The following is a 15,859-nucleotide window of genomic DNA, read 5'->3' on the forward strand; positions in this document are numbered from 1 at the left end:
ACACCCGTATGTGCAGGAGGAAGACTGTGAGCAAGTTCACCGACGAGATGTACGCGACCGCGGCGAGCAGCACCCGTGGCCTCAACACGGGTGAGCCCGACGCGCCGCTGCGGCAGCCGTGGGGCGAGATCCACAAGGCCGCGCGCCGCATGGCGGGTGCGCTCGCCGAGGCAGGTATCGGTCACGGCGACGCCATCGGCATCCTCGCCGGTCAGCCCGTCGACATCGCACCCTCCTGCCAGGGCACCTGGATGCGCGGGGCGTCCGTCACCATGCTGCATCAGCCGACGCCGCGCACCGACCTGGCCGTGTGGGCCAAGGACACCGAGACCGTCATCAACATGATTCAGGCGAAAGCCGTCATCCTCGGTGCGCCGTTCGACGCCGCCAAGCCGCTGCTGGAGGAGCGTGGCATCACCGTGGTGACGGTGGCCGAGCTGAACGAGGGCACGGAGATCGACCCGGTCGAGACGTTCGAGAGCGACATCGCACTGCAGCAGCTCACGTCCGGTTCCACCGGTTCGCCCAAGGCCGTGCAGGTCACGCACGAGAACTTCTACACCAACGCCTACGCCATGATCGACCGGATCAAGTTCTCCATCGAGGACGACGTGATGATCAGCTGGCTGCCCCTGTTCCACGACATGGGGATGGTCGGGTTCCTCAGCGTTCCGATGCAGGTCGGCGCGGAGGTCGTGAGCATCACCCCGATGGACTTCCTCCGCACGCCGCTGCTGTGGGCGGAGCTGATGGGCAAGTACAAGGGCACGGTGACCGCCGCCCCCAATTTCGCGTACTCGTTGCTCGCCCGCCGCCTCAAGCAGGCGGAGGACGGCGCCGTCGACCTCAGCACCGTCCGGTACATGTGGAACGGTGCCGAGCCCGTCGACCCCGAGACGATGAACAAGCTCGCCGAGGCGGGCGCCCGCTTCGGCCTGAACCCGTCGGCACTCGCCCCCGTCTACGGCATGGCCGAGACCACCCTCGCCGTCTCCATTCCGGATCCGGATCAGGGCCAGGTCCTCGACCTCGTCGACCCGGATCTCCTCGAGGCGATGCAGCGTGCCGTCCCGTCGAGCAAGCCGAACGCGCGTGCCCTCGCCACCCTCGGAAAGATGGTGCCGAACCTCGAGGGTCGCGTCGTCGACAGCGAGGGTGAGCTGCTCCCGACCCGCGGCGTCGGCATCATCGAGGTCCGCGGCAAGGCGGTCACACCCGGCTACATCACGGTCGACGGGCACAAGCCCGCGCAGGACGCGGACGGCTGGCTGAACACCGGCGACGTCGGCTACTTCACCGAAGAGGGCCTCGTCGTCGTGTGCGGTCGCGTCAAGGACGTCATCATCATGGGCGGCCGAAACATCTACCCGACCGATATCGAGCGGGCCGCGGGCACCGTCGCCGGCGTGCGTCCCGGCAACGCGGTGGCCGTGCGCCTCGACGCGGGGCAGAAGCGGGAAAGTTTCGCCGTCGCGGTGGAGACCAACGACTACCAGGACCCCGAAGTGGTCAAGCGCATCGAGCACGAGGTAGTGCACGCCGTGTTCTCCGAGGTCGGCGTGCGGCCCCGCACCGTCGCCGTCCTCGGCCCCGGCAGCATTCCCAAGACGTCGTCGGGCAAACTCCGCCGCGCCACGTCGGCGAATCTGGTCAGCTAGGCGCTTCGCGCCCGTGCGTGGTTGGAGAGTCCAGAGACTCGTTAACCACTCACGGGCGCGGAGCGCCTAATGCAGGCGGTTCTGCGCGGCCTCGAGCCCGACGCGCAGGACCAGTTCGACGGCGTCGGCCGACTCTTCGCAGACCAGGTCGAGTTCCTTGCGTTCCACCGAGGAGAACGGCTTCAGCACGTACGACGCCGGATCCATCCGTCCGGGGGGACGGCCGATCCCGACGCGGGTGCGCAGATAGTCCTTGGTGCCGAGCGCGCTCGAGATGGACCGCAGTCCGTTGTGTCCGCCCTCGCCGCCGCCCTGCTTGAGGCGAATGGTCCCGAAGTCGAGGTCGAGTTCGTCGTGGATGACCACGATGTTGCCCGGATCGACGGAGAAGAACCGGGCCAGGCCGGCAACGGCGGAACCGGACAGGTTCATGAACGACCGCGGCTTGGCGAGGATCGTCGGACGGCCCTCGAGTCGGCCCTGGACGATATCGGCGCCGCTCTTCTTGTGCGCGCTGAACTTGCCACCCATGCGAGCGGACAGCACGCCGGCCACCATGAAGCCGACGTTGTGCCGGGTCTTCTCGTACTGCGGTCCTGGGTTGCCCAGGCCCACCACCAGAGCGGTGTCTTCACTCACCGACAGGGTCCTTCCATGCGTGAGGGGGTCGTGTCAGACGACAGCGGCGCGTCACCCCGGGACAATCCGGGACGACGCGCCGCCGACATCAGTGCGGTTGCGAGAGGATCAGCTCTCGGCGCCCTCTTCGGCCGGAGCCTCGGCCTCGGCCGCGGCCTCGCCGGTCTCCTCTTCGAGGTCGGCAGCGGTCGGGGCTGCGACGACGTTGACGATGAGCAGTTCCTCGTCGGCCTGCAGGGTGGAACCCTTGGGCAGCTCGAGCTGGTTGGCCAGGATCTGGGTGCCGACCTCGAGGCCCTCGACCGAGACCTCGATCTGCTCGGGGATGTGCAGCGCGTCGGCCTCGAGGGAGATGGTGGCGGCGTCCTGCGCGACCAGGGTGCCGGCAGCGGCCTCACCGGTGACGACGACGGGAACGTCGACGGTGACCTTCTCGCCCTTCTTGATGACGAGGAGGTCGGCGTGCTCGATGTAGTTGCGGATCGGGTGAACCACGACCGACTTGGTGAGCGCGACCTGCTCCTTGCCCTCGATGTCGAGGGTCAGGATGGCGTTGGTGCCGTGCGCGCGCAGGATGGCGGCGAAGTCGCGGGAGGGGACGTTCAGGTGGCGGGGGTCCTCACCGTGGCCGTACAGGACTGCGGGGACCTGGCCGTCGCGGCGCGCGCGGCGGGCGGCGCCCTTGCCGAACTCGGTGCGCACGGCGGCTACGAGGCGATTTTCGTCAGACATGGTGAAACGGCTCCTACAACTCACGGTGGTAACTGGCGGGCGGTTCGAGTCGACGAGGGACGAACACGCGACGGCCAGGAGCGAAACGCTCGAGCAGAGCCGTCGCCGCGTCGATCACGGTGAGCCAGCCAATTGGAACTTCTGGTTCACCCTCGCCGAGACAACTTATGGAACTCTACCGGATGGCCCGCTGACCTGCTAATCGGGTGTCCTCGGGAGGCTGCGCGGCGCCGAGGTGAGGTCGGTGCAATCCGATGCAACCCTGCCGCACCGTCCTTGTGACCCGTATCACAGAGGTATCGAACTTCTCGATTGCCGACGACGGAGGACACCATGACCGCCACACTCGACGCACCCGTCGACACCAACATCCCGCAGCCGGGTGACATCGCCCGGCGCTGGCTGGCCGGATTCGGTGCCACCCTCGAACGAGGCGACGCGCGCGGGGCCGCCCAGCACTTCCTGGTCGACGGTTGGTGGCGCGACCTGCTGTCGTTCACCTGGGATCTGCACACCACACACGGTCGCGCGGACATCGAGTCGCGCCTCGCGGATTCGGTTCCGGTGCACGAGCCGCGCCACCTCGTCCTGTCACCCGCGCACCCCGCCGAGGCGGTGGCTGATCCGGAGGGCGACTGGATACAGGCCTTCTTCACATTCGAGACGACCCTGGCCCGCAGCCGCGGTTTCGTTCGGCTGAGGCGCGACGACGACGGAGAGTGGCGCGCCTGGACGTTGATCAGCGCGATGGAGGAGATCAAGGGCCACGAGGAGAAGAAGGGGCATCGGCGGGTTCAGGGCACGAATCACGGCGCCCACCGCGGCAAGATCAACTGGCTCGACCGGCGAACCGCCAAGGGCGAGTTCGAGACCGAGCAGCCGGCCGTCGTGATCGTCGGCGCCGGCCAGGGTGGTCTCGCCCTCGCCGCCCGTCTGGGACAGCTCGGAGTCGACACCCTGCTGGTGGAGCGAAACGACCGGATCGGTGACAGCTGGCGAAAGCGCTACCACTCGCTGGTCCTGCACGACCCGGTCTGGTACGACCACCTGCCGTACCTGAACTTCCCCGACCACTGGCCGGTGTTCACGCCCAAGGACAAGCTCGCGAACTGGTTCGAGTTCTACGCCGACGCAATGGAACTCAACGTGTGGACGGGAACCGAGTTCACCGGCGGCAGCTATGACGACGCCACCGGCGAATGGACCGTGACCGTCGCCCGCGACGACGGCTCCACCCGCACGCTGCACCCCCGGCACGTCGTCCTCGCCACGGGAATGAGTGGGGTGCCGAACATTCCGCGGATCGCTGGTGCCGACACGTTCGAGGGAACCATCGAGCATTCGAGCTGGTTCGTCGGCGGCCGGGAGATGCAGGGCAAGAAGGCCCTCGTCGTCGGCTGCTGCAACTCGGGCCACGACATCGCCCAGGAACTCAACGAGCAGGGTGCGGACGTGACCATCCTGCAGCGCTCGTCCACGTATGTGATGAGCAGCAAGCACGGCATCCCCGGACTGTTCGGCGGCGTGTACGAGGAGGGCGGGCCCGCGGTGCAGGACGCCGACCTGATCTTCGCGTCGCTGCCGTACCCGTTGCTCGCGGGAATTCACGCCGGGGCGACGGAGGCCATCGCCGAGAAGGACGCGGAGATGCTCGACGGTCTGCGGAAGGCCGGATTCAAGGTCGATTTCGGCGAGGACGGCAGTGGCCTGTTCATGAAGTACCTGCGACGCGGCGGCGGCTACTACATCGACGTCGGCGCATCCGAGCTGATCGCGAGCGGCGAGGTGTCGGTGAAGCAGGGAACCGAGATCGATCACTTCACCCCGGACGGGGTCGTGTTCGCCGACGGCACCGAGATGCCGGTGGACGTGGTGGTTCTCGCGACCGGATACAAGAACATGCGTGAGAGCGCCCGCAAGTTCCTCGGCGACGCGGTCGCGGACCGCTGCCAGGACGTCTGGGGCCTCGACGCCGAGGGCGAGCTGCGCACGGTGTGGCGCCGGTCCGGTCATCCGGGTTTCTGGTTCATGGCAGGCAACCTGCATCAGTCCCGGCACTACTCGAAGTATCTGGCCTTCCAGATCAAGGCCCAGGAGGAAGGGTTGCAGCCGATCCGATGACGGACAGTGGTGTGGCTCACAACGCCGGGGGTAGCCTCGGCGTTGTGAGCGCTGAACGTCCGACCGCAGACCGGCTGACCGCAGTGGCAAGCGGTGTGGATCTGCCGCGACATGCCCGGCTGCTCAGCCAGGTGCACGACGCCGTGCTGTCCGGGCAGCAGCCGCCCGCCCTTCCACGGGACGTGGTGGCGCGGTCGTGGTCCCGTCTGCAGGCCGGCGGTGTCAGCCCGGACCACTGCGCGGACGTGGAGCCCGCCGACTTCTCCGAGATCGAGGCGCGGCGCACCCGGACGGCGCTGCGAACCGTGCTCCCGGAACTGCGCAGCACGTTGACGCAGGTCGCGGACGATGCGAACTTCATCGTGGTCATCGCCGACGCCGACGGTGTCCTGTTGTGGCGGGAAGGTTCCCGCGGGGTCCGGAAAGCGGCTGATGCCCTGGGGTTCACGGAGGGTGCGCGCTGGGCGGAGCAGGCGGTCGGCACCAACGCGATCGGCACGGCGCTGATCGAAGATGCTGCGGTGCAACTGTTCTCGGCCGAGCACTATGCCCCCTCGCATCACGGCTGGTCGTGCACCGGGTCGCCGGTTCACGATCCGCGCACCGGTGAGATTCTCGGTGTGGTCGACATCAGTGGGTCGGCGATGTCGATCCACCCGACCACGGTCGCGCTCGTCCGCACCGCGGTGCGTCTGGCCGAGGCGACGCTGTGGCGTGAGCACACGGCGCAACTGGACAAGCTGCGCGGCAGGGCGGCACCGTTGCTGGCGTCGGCGGGCGGTCCGGCGCTGGTCGTCGACAAGCACGGGTGGGTCGCGGAGGCGAGTGGCATCGCGGCCCCGGAGCGGGTCTCGCCGCCGAGCCTGGACCGGCCACTGCTCGTCCCGGGGCTCGGGCTGTGCGTACCCGAACCGCTCGGCGACGGCTGGCTGGTGCGCAGGCGCGTCGACGGGACGGCCATCGAACTGGAACTCGACCTCGGCGACGCACCGCACGTGACGGTCCGGGGCGACGTCAACTGGACGCGGGCCCTCTCGCCCCGGCACGCCCAGATCCTGCGGGTGCTGTCGGTCGCGGGACCGGCGGGCGTCGACGCCGCCTCGCTCAGCGAATCGTTGTTCGGCGACCGCGACCACGTGGTGGCGGTCCGCGCCGAGGTCTCGCGTCTGCGCAAGAGTCTCGGCGCGGTCCTGAGCACCCAGCCGTACCGCTTCGCGGCCGGCGTGACGGTCCGGCTCGTCGGGTAGGCCCGGTCAGGCCTGCTTCGCGGCACTGATGCCGGCGCGGCGGCCGTAGAAGCTGCCGTCGCCGAGCGAGGTGCCGCTGGCGTAGCCGCCCGCGCACACGCCGGACGTGCACCGTCCCGCCGCGAAGAGGCCGGGGATCGGTTCGCCGGAGACGTGCAGTACCTCGGAGTTCACGGTCGTCCGCAGGCCGCCGAGAGTGAAACCGAGGGTGAACCCGCGCAGGTCGAGTGCCGCGACGGGGGTGCCGATCGGCTTCACCCACTCGGACTTCTTGTGCAGCAGCGGGTCCGATCCTTCGGCGGCGTGCTTGTTGTACACCTCGACGGTCGACTGCAGTGCGCCGGCGGGCAGGCCCATGTCGGATTCGAGTTCCTCGACAGTCTCCGCCGCCCACTTCGGCTGGACGCGCAGGAACGGCGTGGCCGTGGTGGCGGCCGCGCCTTCCTCGTACGACGCCTCGTCGATGATGAGGAATGCCTGGTTGTCCTGGTGGAACAGGGTCATCTGGCCGATCCGCCCGGAGTAGGTGTCCTCCGGAACGTAGCGCTGCCCCCGGCCGTTGACGAGGATGCCGCGGACGATCAACTGGGGGTCGCAGACGAACGCGACCTCGGTGGCGTCCATGTGGGCGAGATCGGCGCCGAGGGCCTGCGCCATGAGGATCGACCGTCCGTCGTGCTCCTCGATGGCGGCACCGGGGCGGCCGATGAGTCGCGGCGCATGGGCCTCGATCATCTTGTCGTTGTAGGCGAAGCTGCCGGTGGCGAGGACGACGCCGCGGCGCGCCCGGACCGCCACCTCCTTGCCGTACTGCTTGGCGACGATCCCGACGACGCGACCGGTGTCGTCCGTGACGAGAGTCTGGACGCGCATGTCGTATTCGGCTCGGACCCCGAGCTTTTCGGCGGTCTCGACGAGCGGCTTCATCAGCATGTAGCCGCCGCCCTTCTCGCCGGTCCTCTTGCCGTCCATCTGCGGAACGTGGCCGCGCGGTGCGGGGGTCGCGATCTCGTTGAAAGGCGCCGCGTTCTCGCCGCCGGAGTACATGAGTCCGTCGTCGAACGGGGGTTCCCAGCCGGGTTCGCCCCAGAAGCTCGCCTTGAACGGGACACCGCAGTCGACGAGCCAGTTGTAGTGCTCGACGCTGCCCTCGCAGTAGTCGGTGATCTTCTCCTCGTCGGCGCCCGGGCCGAGCGCCGCCATCATGAACGTCTTCATGTTCTCGGGGGAGTCGTCGAACCCGCACGCCTTCTGCAGCGGCGTTCCTCCGCCGAGGTAGATGAAGCCGCCGGCGAGAGCGGCGGCACCGCCCCAGCCACTGGTGCGTTCGAGGACCAGGACGTCGGCGCCGGCGCGCGCGGCCTCGATGGAGGCGGCCACACCGGCGATGCCGTAACCGGCGACCACGACGTCGGCCTCGTAGTCCCACTCGGTGACCGTTGTTGCGGACCGGGGGCGGATCGGTGTGGCGTCGACCATGGGTGGAAGTCCTCTCGGGCGGTCACGGGTGTGGTGTGACGTGGGTTACCCTCAAACTGTAACCTGTTACAAAACCCGAATCGGTGGATCTCCCGGTCAGTGGGACGTCGCGTCCGGAGGTCGGCGAGCGCCCGCAGCCCGCGCCTCCTCGCCGGACAGCAGTCGCGCCGTGGCCTGCGCCTGCGGGCCCGTCGGCTTGCCGGACCACGTGCACGGACGGATCCGGACGTCGGGAAAAGTGCGCAGCCGCGTGTGCTCGGCCGCCCGGCCCGGGGGGAGTTCGCGCTTACTGCGCTAGTTCGCGAGCGTCCGCACCTCCGCGAGGAACCGGTCGAGGTCGTCCGGGGAGCAGAAATAGTGCGGCGATGCCCGCACCACGGCGTCCAGTCCGCGGGCGCTCATGTCCAGCAGTGTCGATCCGCGCAGGCTGGCTGTGACGGTGACGTTGCGGGCAGCCAGCTGTTTCCGGACGTCGCCGGGATCGAACCCGTCGACGGTGAACGAGACGATTCCGCAGCGGCGGGCGCCGAGGTCGCGCACGGTGACACCGGGGATCGCCGCGAGCCCCGACCGGAGGTGCTCGGCCCCGGCAGCAACGGCCGCCTCGACCTCGGCCACACCGAGGTCGAGGAGATAGTCGGCCGCCACCCCGAGTCCGAGGCGTGCGGCGACGTCGCATTCCCAGAATTCGAACCGGCTGGCATCGGTGGCGAGCCGGTACGCATCGGCCGCGGTCCACTCCGCGCTGTGCAGGTCGAGGGCGGCCGGCTCGAGGGTCGCGGCCAGTTCCGGCCGGACGTACAGGAAGCCGGTGCCCCGAGGTGCACGAAGCCATTTGCGGCCCGTGGCCGAGAGTGCGTCGACGCCCAGCTCGCTCACGTCGAGGGCGATCTGGCCGACGGACTGACACGCGTCGAGCAGCACCAGCGCGCCGTGCGAGTGTGCCAGCTCCGTCACCTCACGGACGGGATTGACCAGGCCGCCGTTGGTGGGCACGTGCACGAGGGACACGAGACGGACCCGGTCGTCGAGAAGCGTTTCGAGGGCGGCGACGTCGATCTGGCCTGCGGGGTCGCTGGGGATCACGTCGACCGTCGCGCCCACGGATCGGGCCCGCTGCAGGACGGCGATGGCGTTGCTGGCGTACTCGACCTCCGAGATCAGCACACGGTCCCCGGCCTCGAGCGGAACGGCATGGAAGAAGTCGTTCCAGGCGGTGGTGGCGCTGTCCACCAGGGCGATGCTGTCGGCGCTCGCCCCGATCAGCCGGCCAAGGGACGACTTCACGGCGGCGAGGTCGTCGGCCCGTTCGGCGGCCGCGACGTAGCCGCCCACGTCGGCCTCCCGGCGCAGGTGCGCGAACACGGCGTCCAGGACCGGGGTCGGCGGAAGCGAGGAGCCCGCGCTGTCGAGGAACACCTTGTCGAGGCAGCCCGGGGTGTCCCGTCGCGCCTGCTCGAGGTCGAGCATGTCCGATACCTCCCTTTTTGCGGTGACTGGACTCGAACGTACCCGTGCAGGTTCCTCGAAAAGTATGCCGATGGGGCGTGCATCGACGGCCGAGGCGCTCTAATGTCGATAACGACGTTCAGGCGGCGCCCGAAGGGGAGGGTCGAATGGCTACTGCAGTTCAGTCCGTCGAGGCAACGTGTTTCACGTCGCGGCCGGCGGCGGAGGCGTACCTGGGTGGTGTCTGCTTCAAACTGGGGCCACCGCAGCTGATCGGCGCGGAATTGGAGTGGCTGACCGCGCAACTGCCGGAATACGTGCGACCCGACCTCGCCGCTCTCGCCGAAGCTCTCGGGCCGCACACCCCCAGAACCATCGATCCTACTTCTCCTGCTCAGCCCCTTCCCGGTGGCAGCGCCGTCACGGTCGAACCCGGCGGACAGATCGAACTGTCCAGCGCCCCCTATTACTCCGCACGCGAATTGTGCGACTATCTCGCCGCCGATCAGGCGGTTCTCACGGACCTGTTGTCTTCCCGATCGATCCTCATGTCGTCCGAGGCCGCGGACACCCGCCGGCCCGCGCAACGTCTCCTCCAATCGCCGCGCTACTGCGCCATGGAATCCCGTTTCACCGGCATCGGGCCCTTCGGGAAGCTGATGATGTGCAACACCGCCGCAACGCAGATCAGCGTGGACGCCGGGGCCGATCCGGTTGCGGTGGAGAAGCGGTGGCACCTGCTTCATGCCATCGGTCCCGCATTGATCGCGGCCTTCGCGTGTTCGCCGCGGCTCTACGGGGTACCCGACGGGCAATGGGCGTCGCAGCGGATGCGAACGTGGCTCGAACTCGATTCGCCGCGCACCATCGGAACCCCGCACGTCGCGGACTATGCGGGGTGGGTGCTGGACGTGCCGTTGCTGTGCATCCGCAACGACGGAACGGACTGGACAGCGCCCGACGGTGCAACTTTCGCGGACTGGGTCGAGGGCGCACTGGACGACGTGATCGGTCGCCCGACGCCCGCCGACCTCGACTACCACCTCACCACCCTGTTTCCGCCCGTGCGCGCGGCCGGTCATCTCGAGGTGCGGTACCTCGACGCGCAACCGGGCGACCAGTGGCGGGTTCCCATCGCGGCGATCGACGCGCTGCTGTCGGGCCCAGGCGCCATGGCCGAGGCACTCGACGCGGCGCTGCCCACCGCCGAACGCTGGCGGGACGCGGCCGAGTTCGGCCTGGCCGACCTCGAACTGCGCGCTGCGGCAACAGCTCTGCTGTCGCTGGCGGCGGCGTACTCGCCCGACCCCGAATTCGTCAGACTGCTCGATGCCGCCGCCGAACGATGTTGCCGGGGCCAGGCACCGAGCGAGGAACGCTGATGGGTACCCGCGAAAAGATCGAGACTGTGTTGACACGGGCGCGGGAGCGCACCGCGGGGTTGACGGACTGTGTGGACGGGGAGGACCTCGTTGCACAGCATTCCCCGTTGATGAGCCCGCTCGTGTGGGATCTCGCGCACATCGGCAATCAGGAAGAGCTGTGGCTCGTGCGGGACGTCGGAGGCCGGGAACCGGTCCGCCGCGACATCGACGAGTTGTACGACGCATTCAAACATTCGAGGAACTCCAGGCCGTCCCTGCCGCTGCTGAACCCGGACGAGGCCAGGGAATACGTACGTACCGTTCGAGACAAGTCGTGGGATGTTCTCGACCGCAGCACGTTCCGGGGCCGGCCGCTCGAGGAGAACGGATTCGCGTTCGGCATGATCGCGCAGCACGAGCAGCAGCATGCCGAAACGATGCTCGCCACCCATCAACTGCGCACCGGCCCGGCTGTGCTGGCCGCGGAGAGCGCACCGCGTGTCGGCGGGGCGATCGACGAGGACGAAGTGGTCATTCCCTCCGGCGAATTCACGATGGGAACGTCGGACGATCCGTGGGCGCTCGACAACGAGAGGTCCGCGCACCGCGTGCACGTTCCGGCGTTCGTGATCGACGCCGTCCCCGTCACCAACGGCCGCTACCTCGAGTTCATGGACGACGGAGGTTACGCGCGGCCCGAGTTGTGGAGTGAGCGGGGATGGGCGCACCGCCTCGAAGCCGGGTTGGATGCTCCCCAATTTTGGGAGAACGACGGTTGCGGAACCTGGTGGCGACGAAGGTTCGGGGTGACCGAGCCGATCCATCTCCAGGAACCGGTCGTCCACGTCTGCTTCTTCGAGGCCGAGGCGTTCGCGTGCTGGGACGGCAAGAGACTTCCGACCGAAGCCGAATGGGAGAAGGCCGCGCGGTGGGATCCGTTCACCGGCCGGTCGCGCCGATTCCCCTGGGGCGACGCCGAACCCGACTCCTCGCTCGCCAACCTCGGGCAACGTCACCTCGGTCCGGCGGTGGTCGGGGCATATCCGTCGGGGGCATCGCCGCTGGGCGTCCATCAGCTGATCGGCGACGTGTGGGAGTGGACGTCGTCGCCGTTCGAGCCCTATCCCGGGTTCTCGGCATTCCCGTACCGGGAATACTCGGAGGTGTTCTACGGCGGCGACTACCGCGTGCTGCGTGGCGGTTCGTTCGGCACCGACCCGGTGGCGTGCCGTGGGACGTTTCGCAACTGGGACCACCCGATCCGGAGACAGATCTTCTCCGGATTCCGCTGTGCTCGGGACCTTCCGGGGGACGACCGCTGAGATGTGCCGACACCTGGGCTATCTGGGACCGGAACAGTCGGTGGGCGACCTCTTGAGTCGCGGCGAGAACTCGCTCCTGCGCCAGTCCTACGCGCCACGCGACATGAGAGGCGGCGGAACCGTCAACGCCGACGGATTCGGTGTGGGCTGGTGGGGATCGGACGGTTTCTCCCGCTACCGCAGCGCCCAGCCGCTCTGGTCCGACCCCGTCGTGCGAGAGACGTTGCCGAACATCCGCTCCCGCGCAGTGGTGGCCGCCGCACGGTCGGCGACGGTCGGGATGCCCGTGCAACACACGGCCTGTGCACCGTTCTCCGACGAGACCTGGGCCTTCAGCCACAACGGGGTGGTCCGCGGGTGGCCGGAGTCGCTCGGCGCGCTCGCCGCGGAGCTCCCCGTGAACGATCTGCTGCAACTCGAGGCACCGACCGACTCGGCGGCGTTGTGGCTGCTCCTACGCCGGGCGCTCGGCGAACAGGACCCCGAGAAGGCGATGAGTGCGCTCGTACAGGACGTCGTCGCCGCGGCCCCGAACTCGCGATTGAATCTGCTGCTGGGCAACGGCAGCGAACTGTGGGCCACCACCTGGCATCACTCGCTGTCGGTGCTCGTCGACGACGAGCGGGCCATCGTGATGTCCGAACCCTACGACGACAACCCCGCATGGCAATCGATTCCGGACCGTCACTTCGTCAGCGCACGCCCCGGACGCCTGATCGTCACCCCGCTCGAGATGGGAGCACGATGACCACCACACCGACCCTCGAGGTGTACCTGCAGCCCGAGCAGCTGAAGGCCGCTCTGCGCAAGGACGCCACCGTCGGGCTCACGTCGAACCCGAAATGGCTGCCTCCCAAATACTTCTACGACGCCCGCGGGAGCGAGCTGTTCGAGCAGATCACCGCGTTGCCCGAATACTTCCCGACGCGTACGGAACGGGAACTGCTCAGACGGTATTCGGGGGAGATCGCCGAGGTCGCGGCGCCGGAGATTCTCGTGGAACTCGGATCGGGGTCGTCGGAGAAGACACGGCTCCTGCTGGGCGCCGGTACGCGGCACGGAAGTCTCCACACGTACGTACCGCAGGACGTGTCGGTGTCCGCGCTAGAGGGTGCGGCGGAGCAGATCGGCGTGGAGTTCCCGGATCTGACCGTGCGCGGCGTCGTCAGCGACTTCACCGAGTCGCTGCACCACCTTCCTCGCGGTGGCCGCCGCACGATCGCGTTCCTCGGTGGCACCCTCGGAAACATGGTGCCGGCCGAGCGGGCGGAATTCCTCTCCGGAATCGCCGACGTCCTCGAACCGGGGGAGCACCTCCTCCTCGGTGTCGGACTGGTGATCGATCCCGCCGTCCTCGTCCCCGCATACGACGACGCCGCCGGGGTGACAGCCCACTTCAACCGCAACGTCCTGCAGGTACTCAACACGCAGCTCGACGCCGACTTCCCGGTGGACGAGTTCCGGCACGTCGCGCTGTGGGACGCCGACAACGAGTGGATCGAGATGCGGCTCGAGGCCGAGCGTGCGATGTCGATCCGCGTGGGCGAACTGGATCTGGATGTGGAGTTCACCGCGGGTGAGCAGCTGCGGACGGAGATCTCGGCCAAGTTCACCCTCGACGGGATCCGACGGGAGCTGGCAGAGGCGGGATTCGACGTCGACCGCACCTGGACCGATCCCGACGACCGCTTCGCGCTGGTGTGCGCCGCGCGGAACTGACCGACAAGATCAACTTCGGGCACGATCGCGCTTATAGTGACCGCGTAGTGCGCAATCGACCCGAGGAGAACTTGTGCGTCCTTCGAAGCTCGCTGTCCTCGCTCTCGGCACCTGCGCCGCAGCGGTGGCGCTCACCACCGCGTCCGCCGGCATCGCCGCCGCCGTACCGGATCCGGTGTCGGTGACCACGACGGCGTTCCAGGTCCCGTTCACCGGGGTCATCGGTGACCCGTTTCCCTTCGCCACGGTGTCGCTCGCCGCATCGACCGGCGCGAGTCCGGGACCGGGCGTCGCGCGGCTGTCGGCGACGAGCATGTGCCCGGCGTTCACCCCGGGAGCGAACTGCACGACGTACACCTCCGCCACCACGGTGCGGTGGCTCAATCTCAGCACGGGGGCGACCGGAACAGTGACCGTTCCGTCGGGCAGTTTCGGAATGCCGGGCAGAGAACCGGTCGTCGACGTGCCCACAGGGTCGGGGCACGTGACGGCGACCGTCCTCGGCGAATCCTCGGCGACGATCGTTCCGGGCCTGGGGTACTTCTTCGTCCCCTGAGCGTCCTCGCGGATCCCCGCGCTGCTCCGCCCCCGCACGAACGGGACGCTCGTTGCGTCAGATCGAACGAGCGTCCCGTTCGTTCAGTGGGACAGTTGCTTCCGGATCTCCTCGGCAGCGCGCGCCCCGGAGGAGATTGCGCCGTCGATGTAGCCGTTCCAGATGCTCGCGGTCTCCGAGCCCGCCCAGTGGATGCGGTCCGCGGGAGCACGCCAGCCGTCGTGCCCGTGTGCGAACCACGTTCCGGGGGTAGGGCTCGCCGCGTATCCTCCTCGCGCCCACACGTCTTGCGGCCAGATCTTCTCGGTGTAGTCGATCGGTGACGCGGCGCGGTCGCCGAAGAGTTCGACGAGAATGTCGATGATCGCGGCTCGGCGGTCGTCGTCGGAGAGCGCCGACCAGGACCGCTGGCGGTCACCGTAGACGAAGCACACGAGCACACCGTGTTCGGCATCTGCGGGGGAGTTGTCGAACACGACGCCGACGGCGCGGTCGCCGTAGATCGTGGCCTGGCCGGACAGTCCGTCGGCGCGCCAGAACGGGGTGTCGAAGACGGCGTGCACCTTCGCGACGTCGCCCATCGGGCTGCGTTCGACCCATCGTGTGCGCGAGACCGGCAGCGGGGGAGTGAACGTGACTCGCTGGGTGGCCGACGGCGGCAGTGCCATGACGACGGTGTCGGCGAGAATCGTTCCCCGAGTGGTCTCGATCCGAACGCCGTCGCTGGTGTGCTCGACGTGGCGCACAGCCGTATCCATGTGGACCCGGTCGCCGAGATGATCTGCGACGGCCAGCGCCGTCGACTGTGCTCCGTCCCTGAATCGGCGCTCCTGCGCGCAACCCTCGGTTTCCATCAGCTGGTCGAATCCGCCGGCCGATGCGACGTAGAACAGCAGATGGAACAGCGACAGATCGCGGGGCTCGATCGACCACACCCCCTCGACGGCGAGCGCGAGTCGCCGACGGGCGTCTTCGTTCGCGACGGTCCGCTCGAAGTAGGAGTGGACGGTCTCGCTGTCCCACCCCTCGATGTCCGGAGTGGCCGTGGGATCGTCGAGGTCGACGGTCCGCGCGAGTTCGTCGATGCGATCGGCGGCAGCCAGATATTCGGCCATGCCGGGGCCGTCGACGGGACCGGCACCGGTGTACCGCCGCTGCACACCGTCGGGCCACAGTTCGAGGTGCTCGCCCGTGTTGTACGTGGGGAAGGTCGGGCAGGCGAAGCGTTCGGCGAGGGCGAGCAGATGTTTCTGGGTGGGGCCGACCCACTGCCCGCCGTGGTCGACGACCACACCGTCCCTCGTCCGTTCGGAGCACACCCTTCCGCCGACGCGGCCGGATCCCTCGAGGATCACGGTGTCGATGCCGTCGTCGTGCAGCGAGAGTGCGGCGGACAGGCCTGCGTATCCCGCGCCGACGACGACGGTCCGAACGCGGGCCGGTAGTGCAGTCGGGTGATCCTTCGTGTTCGTCATGACGAGCATCCTGTTCTTGATTGGCTCGCCAGTCAATACTCAATTCCGCTTTCCTGCGGGAGGATTCGAGGGTTGACACGATGTGACCCGTGCCACAA

At 68.4% G+C, this 15,859-nt stretch carries 13 protein-coding genes and 1 pseudogene; 8 read left to right on the forward strand and 6 right to left on the reverse strand.

The genetic code is table 11. The annotated features are described in order from the left end of the window. Nucleotides 1–26 precede the first annotated feature (26 nt). The gene (locus tag PSR88_RS28945; RefSeq protein WP_020476827.1) at nt 27–1,658 is read left to right on the forward strand and encodes a fatty acyl-AMP ligase; all 1,632 of its coding nucleotides are present in this window, start codon (nt 27–29) and stop codon (nt 1,656–1,658) included. Nucleotides 1,659–1,724: 66 nt separating this feature from the next. On the opposite strand, the gene pth is transcribed toward PSR88_RS28945, so the two are convergent. Together pth and PSR88_RS28955 are read right to left on the reverse strand one after the other, a co-directional pair. Further along, on the reverse strand, nt 1,725–2,297 hold the full coding sequence (pth, locus tag PSR88_RS28950; RefSeq protein ID WP_016883464.1) for an aminoacyl-tRNA hydrolase: 573 nt from the start codon (nt 2,295–2,297) through the stop codon (nt 1,725–1,727). 108 nt (nt 2,298–2,405) lie between these two features. Then, nucleotides 2,406–3,029 (reverse strand): 50S ribosomal protein L25/general stress protein Ctc, encoded by a 624-nt coding sequence (locus PSR88_RS28955; protein WP_009478948.1) that lies wholly within the window; start codon nt 3,027–3,029, stop codon nt 2,406–2,408. A gap of 333 nt (nt 3,030–3,362) precedes the next feature. Here PSR88_RS28955 and PSR88_RS28960 point away from each other — a divergent pair, with 333 nt between their 5' ends. Further along, nucleotides 3,363–5,150 (forward strand): flavin-containing monooxygenase, encoded by a 1,788-nt coding sequence (locus PSR88_RS28960; RefSeq protein ID WP_011597822.1) that lies wholly within the window; start codon nt 3,363–3,365, stop codon nt 5,148–5,150. After that, nucleotides 5,147–6,397, forward strand: coding sequence for a GAF domain-containing protein (locus PSR88_RS28965; RefSeq protein WP_016883463.1), 1,251 nt, complete (start codon nt 5,147–5,149; stop codon nt 6,395–6,397). The genes PSR88_RS28960 and PSR88_RS28965 overlap by 4 nt, the downstream gene beginning before the upstream one ends. 6 nt (nt 6,398–6,403) lie before the next feature. Here PSR88_RS28965 and PSR88_RS28970 read toward each other — a convergent pair whose 3' ends face one another. From PSR88_RS28970 to PSR88_RS28980, 3 genes and pseudogenes are all read right to left on the reverse strand, one after another. Continuing rightward, a complete protein-coding gene (locus PSR88_RS28970) occupies nt 6,404–7,876 on the reverse strand; it encodes an FAD-dependent oxidoreductase (protein WP_016883462.1) in 1,473 nt (490 codons plus the stop codon). Between the two features lie 126 nt (nt 7,877–8,002). Continuing rightward, a pseudogene (locus PSR88_RS28975) lies at nt 8,003–8,149 on the reverse strand (PPOX class F420-dependent oxidoreductase); the annotation flags it as partial. A gap of 21 nt (nt 8,150–8,170) precedes the next feature. Then, nucleotides 8,171–9,346 (reverse strand): aminotransferase class V-fold PLP-dependent enzyme, encoded by a 1,176-nt coding sequence (locus PSR88_RS28980; RefSeq protein ID WP_016883461.1) that lies wholly within the window; start codon nt 9,344–9,346, stop codon nt 8,171–8,173. 146 nt (nt 9,347–9,492) lie between these two features. Between PSR88_RS28980 and egtA the strand changes: the two genes are divergently transcribed. From egtA to PSR88_RS29005, 5 genes are all read left to right on the forward strand, one after another. Beyond that, the gene (egtA, locus tag PSR88_RS28985; RefSeq protein WP_016883460.1) at nt 9,493–10,707 is read left to right on the forward strand and encodes an ergothioneine biosynthesis glutamate--cysteine ligase EgtA; all 1,215 of its coding nucleotides are present in this window, start codon (nt 9,493–9,495) and stop codon (nt 10,705–10,707) included. Then, entirely contained in the window at nt 10,707–12,011 is a 1,305-nt protein-coding gene (gene egtB / locus PSR88_RS28990) for an ergothioneine biosynthesis protein EgtB (RefSeq protein ID WP_016883458.1), read from the forward strand. The genes egtA and egtB overlap by 1 nt, the downstream gene beginning before the upstream one ends. Nucleotide 12,012: 1 nt before the next feature. After that, nucleotides 12,013–12,759, forward strand: a complete 747-nt coding sequence (gene egtC / locus PSR88_RS28995) for an ergothioneine biosynthesis protein EgtC (protein WP_029539514.1) — start codon at nt 12,013–12,015, stop codon at nt 12,757–12,759. Continuing rightward, complete coding sequence (egtD, locus tag PSR88_RS29000; RefSeq protein ID WP_016883456.1) at nt 12,756–13,730, forward strand: L-histidine N(alpha)-methyltransferase; 975 nt, start codon at nt 12,756–12,758, stop codon at nt 13,728–13,730. Before egtC ends, egtD begins: the two co-directional genes overlap by 4 nt. Nucleotides 13,731–13,803: 73 nt before the next feature. Then, nucleotides 13,804–14,286 (forward strand): hypothetical protein, encoded by a 483-nt coding sequence (locus tag PSR88_RS29005; RefSeq protein ID WP_016883455.1) that lies wholly within the window; start codon nt 13,804–13,806, stop codon nt 14,284–14,286. A gap of 83 nt (nt 14,287–14,369) precedes the next feature. On the opposite strand, the gene PSR88_RS29010 is transcribed toward PSR88_RS29005, so the two are convergent. Next, entirely contained in the window at nt 14,370–15,770 is a 1,401-nt protein-coding gene (locus tag PSR88_RS29010) for an FAD-dependent oxidoreductase (RefSeq protein WP_016883454.1), read from the reverse strand. Between the last annotated feature and the right edge of the window lie 89 nt (nt 15,771–15,859).

The organism is Rhodococcus sp. DK176, from assembly GCF_038447315.2.
Lineage (GTDB): Bacteria > Actinomycetota > Actinomycetes > Mycobacteriales > Mycobacteriaceae > Rhodococcus_F > Rhodococcus_F jostii_A.

What these genes read in the sequence shown, in the direction of transcription:
- PSR88_RS28955 (WP_009478948.1), bottom strand. Translation starts at nt 3,029, where the DNA reads ATGTCTGACGAAAATCGCCTCGTAGCCGCCGTGCGCACCGAGTTCGGC.
- PSR88_RS28960 (WP_011597822.1), top strand. Translation starts at nt 3,363, where the DNA reads ATGACCGCCACACTCGACGCACCCGTCGACACCAACATCCCGCAGCCG.
- PSR88_RS28965 (WP_016883463.1), top strand. Translation starts at nt 5,147, where the DNA reads ATGACGGACAGTGGTGTGGCTCACAACGCCGGGGGTAGCCTCGGCGTT.
- PSR88_RS28970 (WP_016883462.1), bottom strand. Translation starts at nt 7,876, where the DNA reads ATGGTCGACGCCACACCGATCCGCCCCCGGTCCGCAACAACGGTCACC.
- PSR88_RS28980 (WP_016883461.1), bottom strand. Translation starts at nt 9,346, where the DNA reads ATGCTCGACCTCGAGCAGGCGCGACGGGACACCCCGGGCTGCCTCGAC.
- egtA (WP_016883460.1), top strand. Translation starts at nt 9,493, where the DNA reads ATGGCTACTGCAGTTCAGTCCGTCGAGGCAACGTGTTTCACGTCGCGG.
- egtB (WP_016883458.1), top strand. Translation starts at nt 10,707, where the DNA reads ATGGGTACCCGCGAAAAGATCGAGACTGTGTTGACACGGGCGCGGGAG.
- egtC (WP_029539514.1), top strand. Translation starts at nt 12,013, where the DNA reads ATGTGCCGACACCTGGGCTATCTGGGACCGGAACAGTCGGTGGGCGAC.
- egtD (WP_016883456.1), top strand. Translation starts at nt 12,756, where the DNA reads ATGACCACCACACCGACCCTCGAGGTGTACCTGCAGCCCGAGCAGCTG.
- PSR88_RS29010 (WP_016883454.1), bottom strand. Translation starts at nt 15,770, where the DNA reads ATGCTCGTCATGACGAACACGAAGGATCACCCGACTGCACTACCGGCC.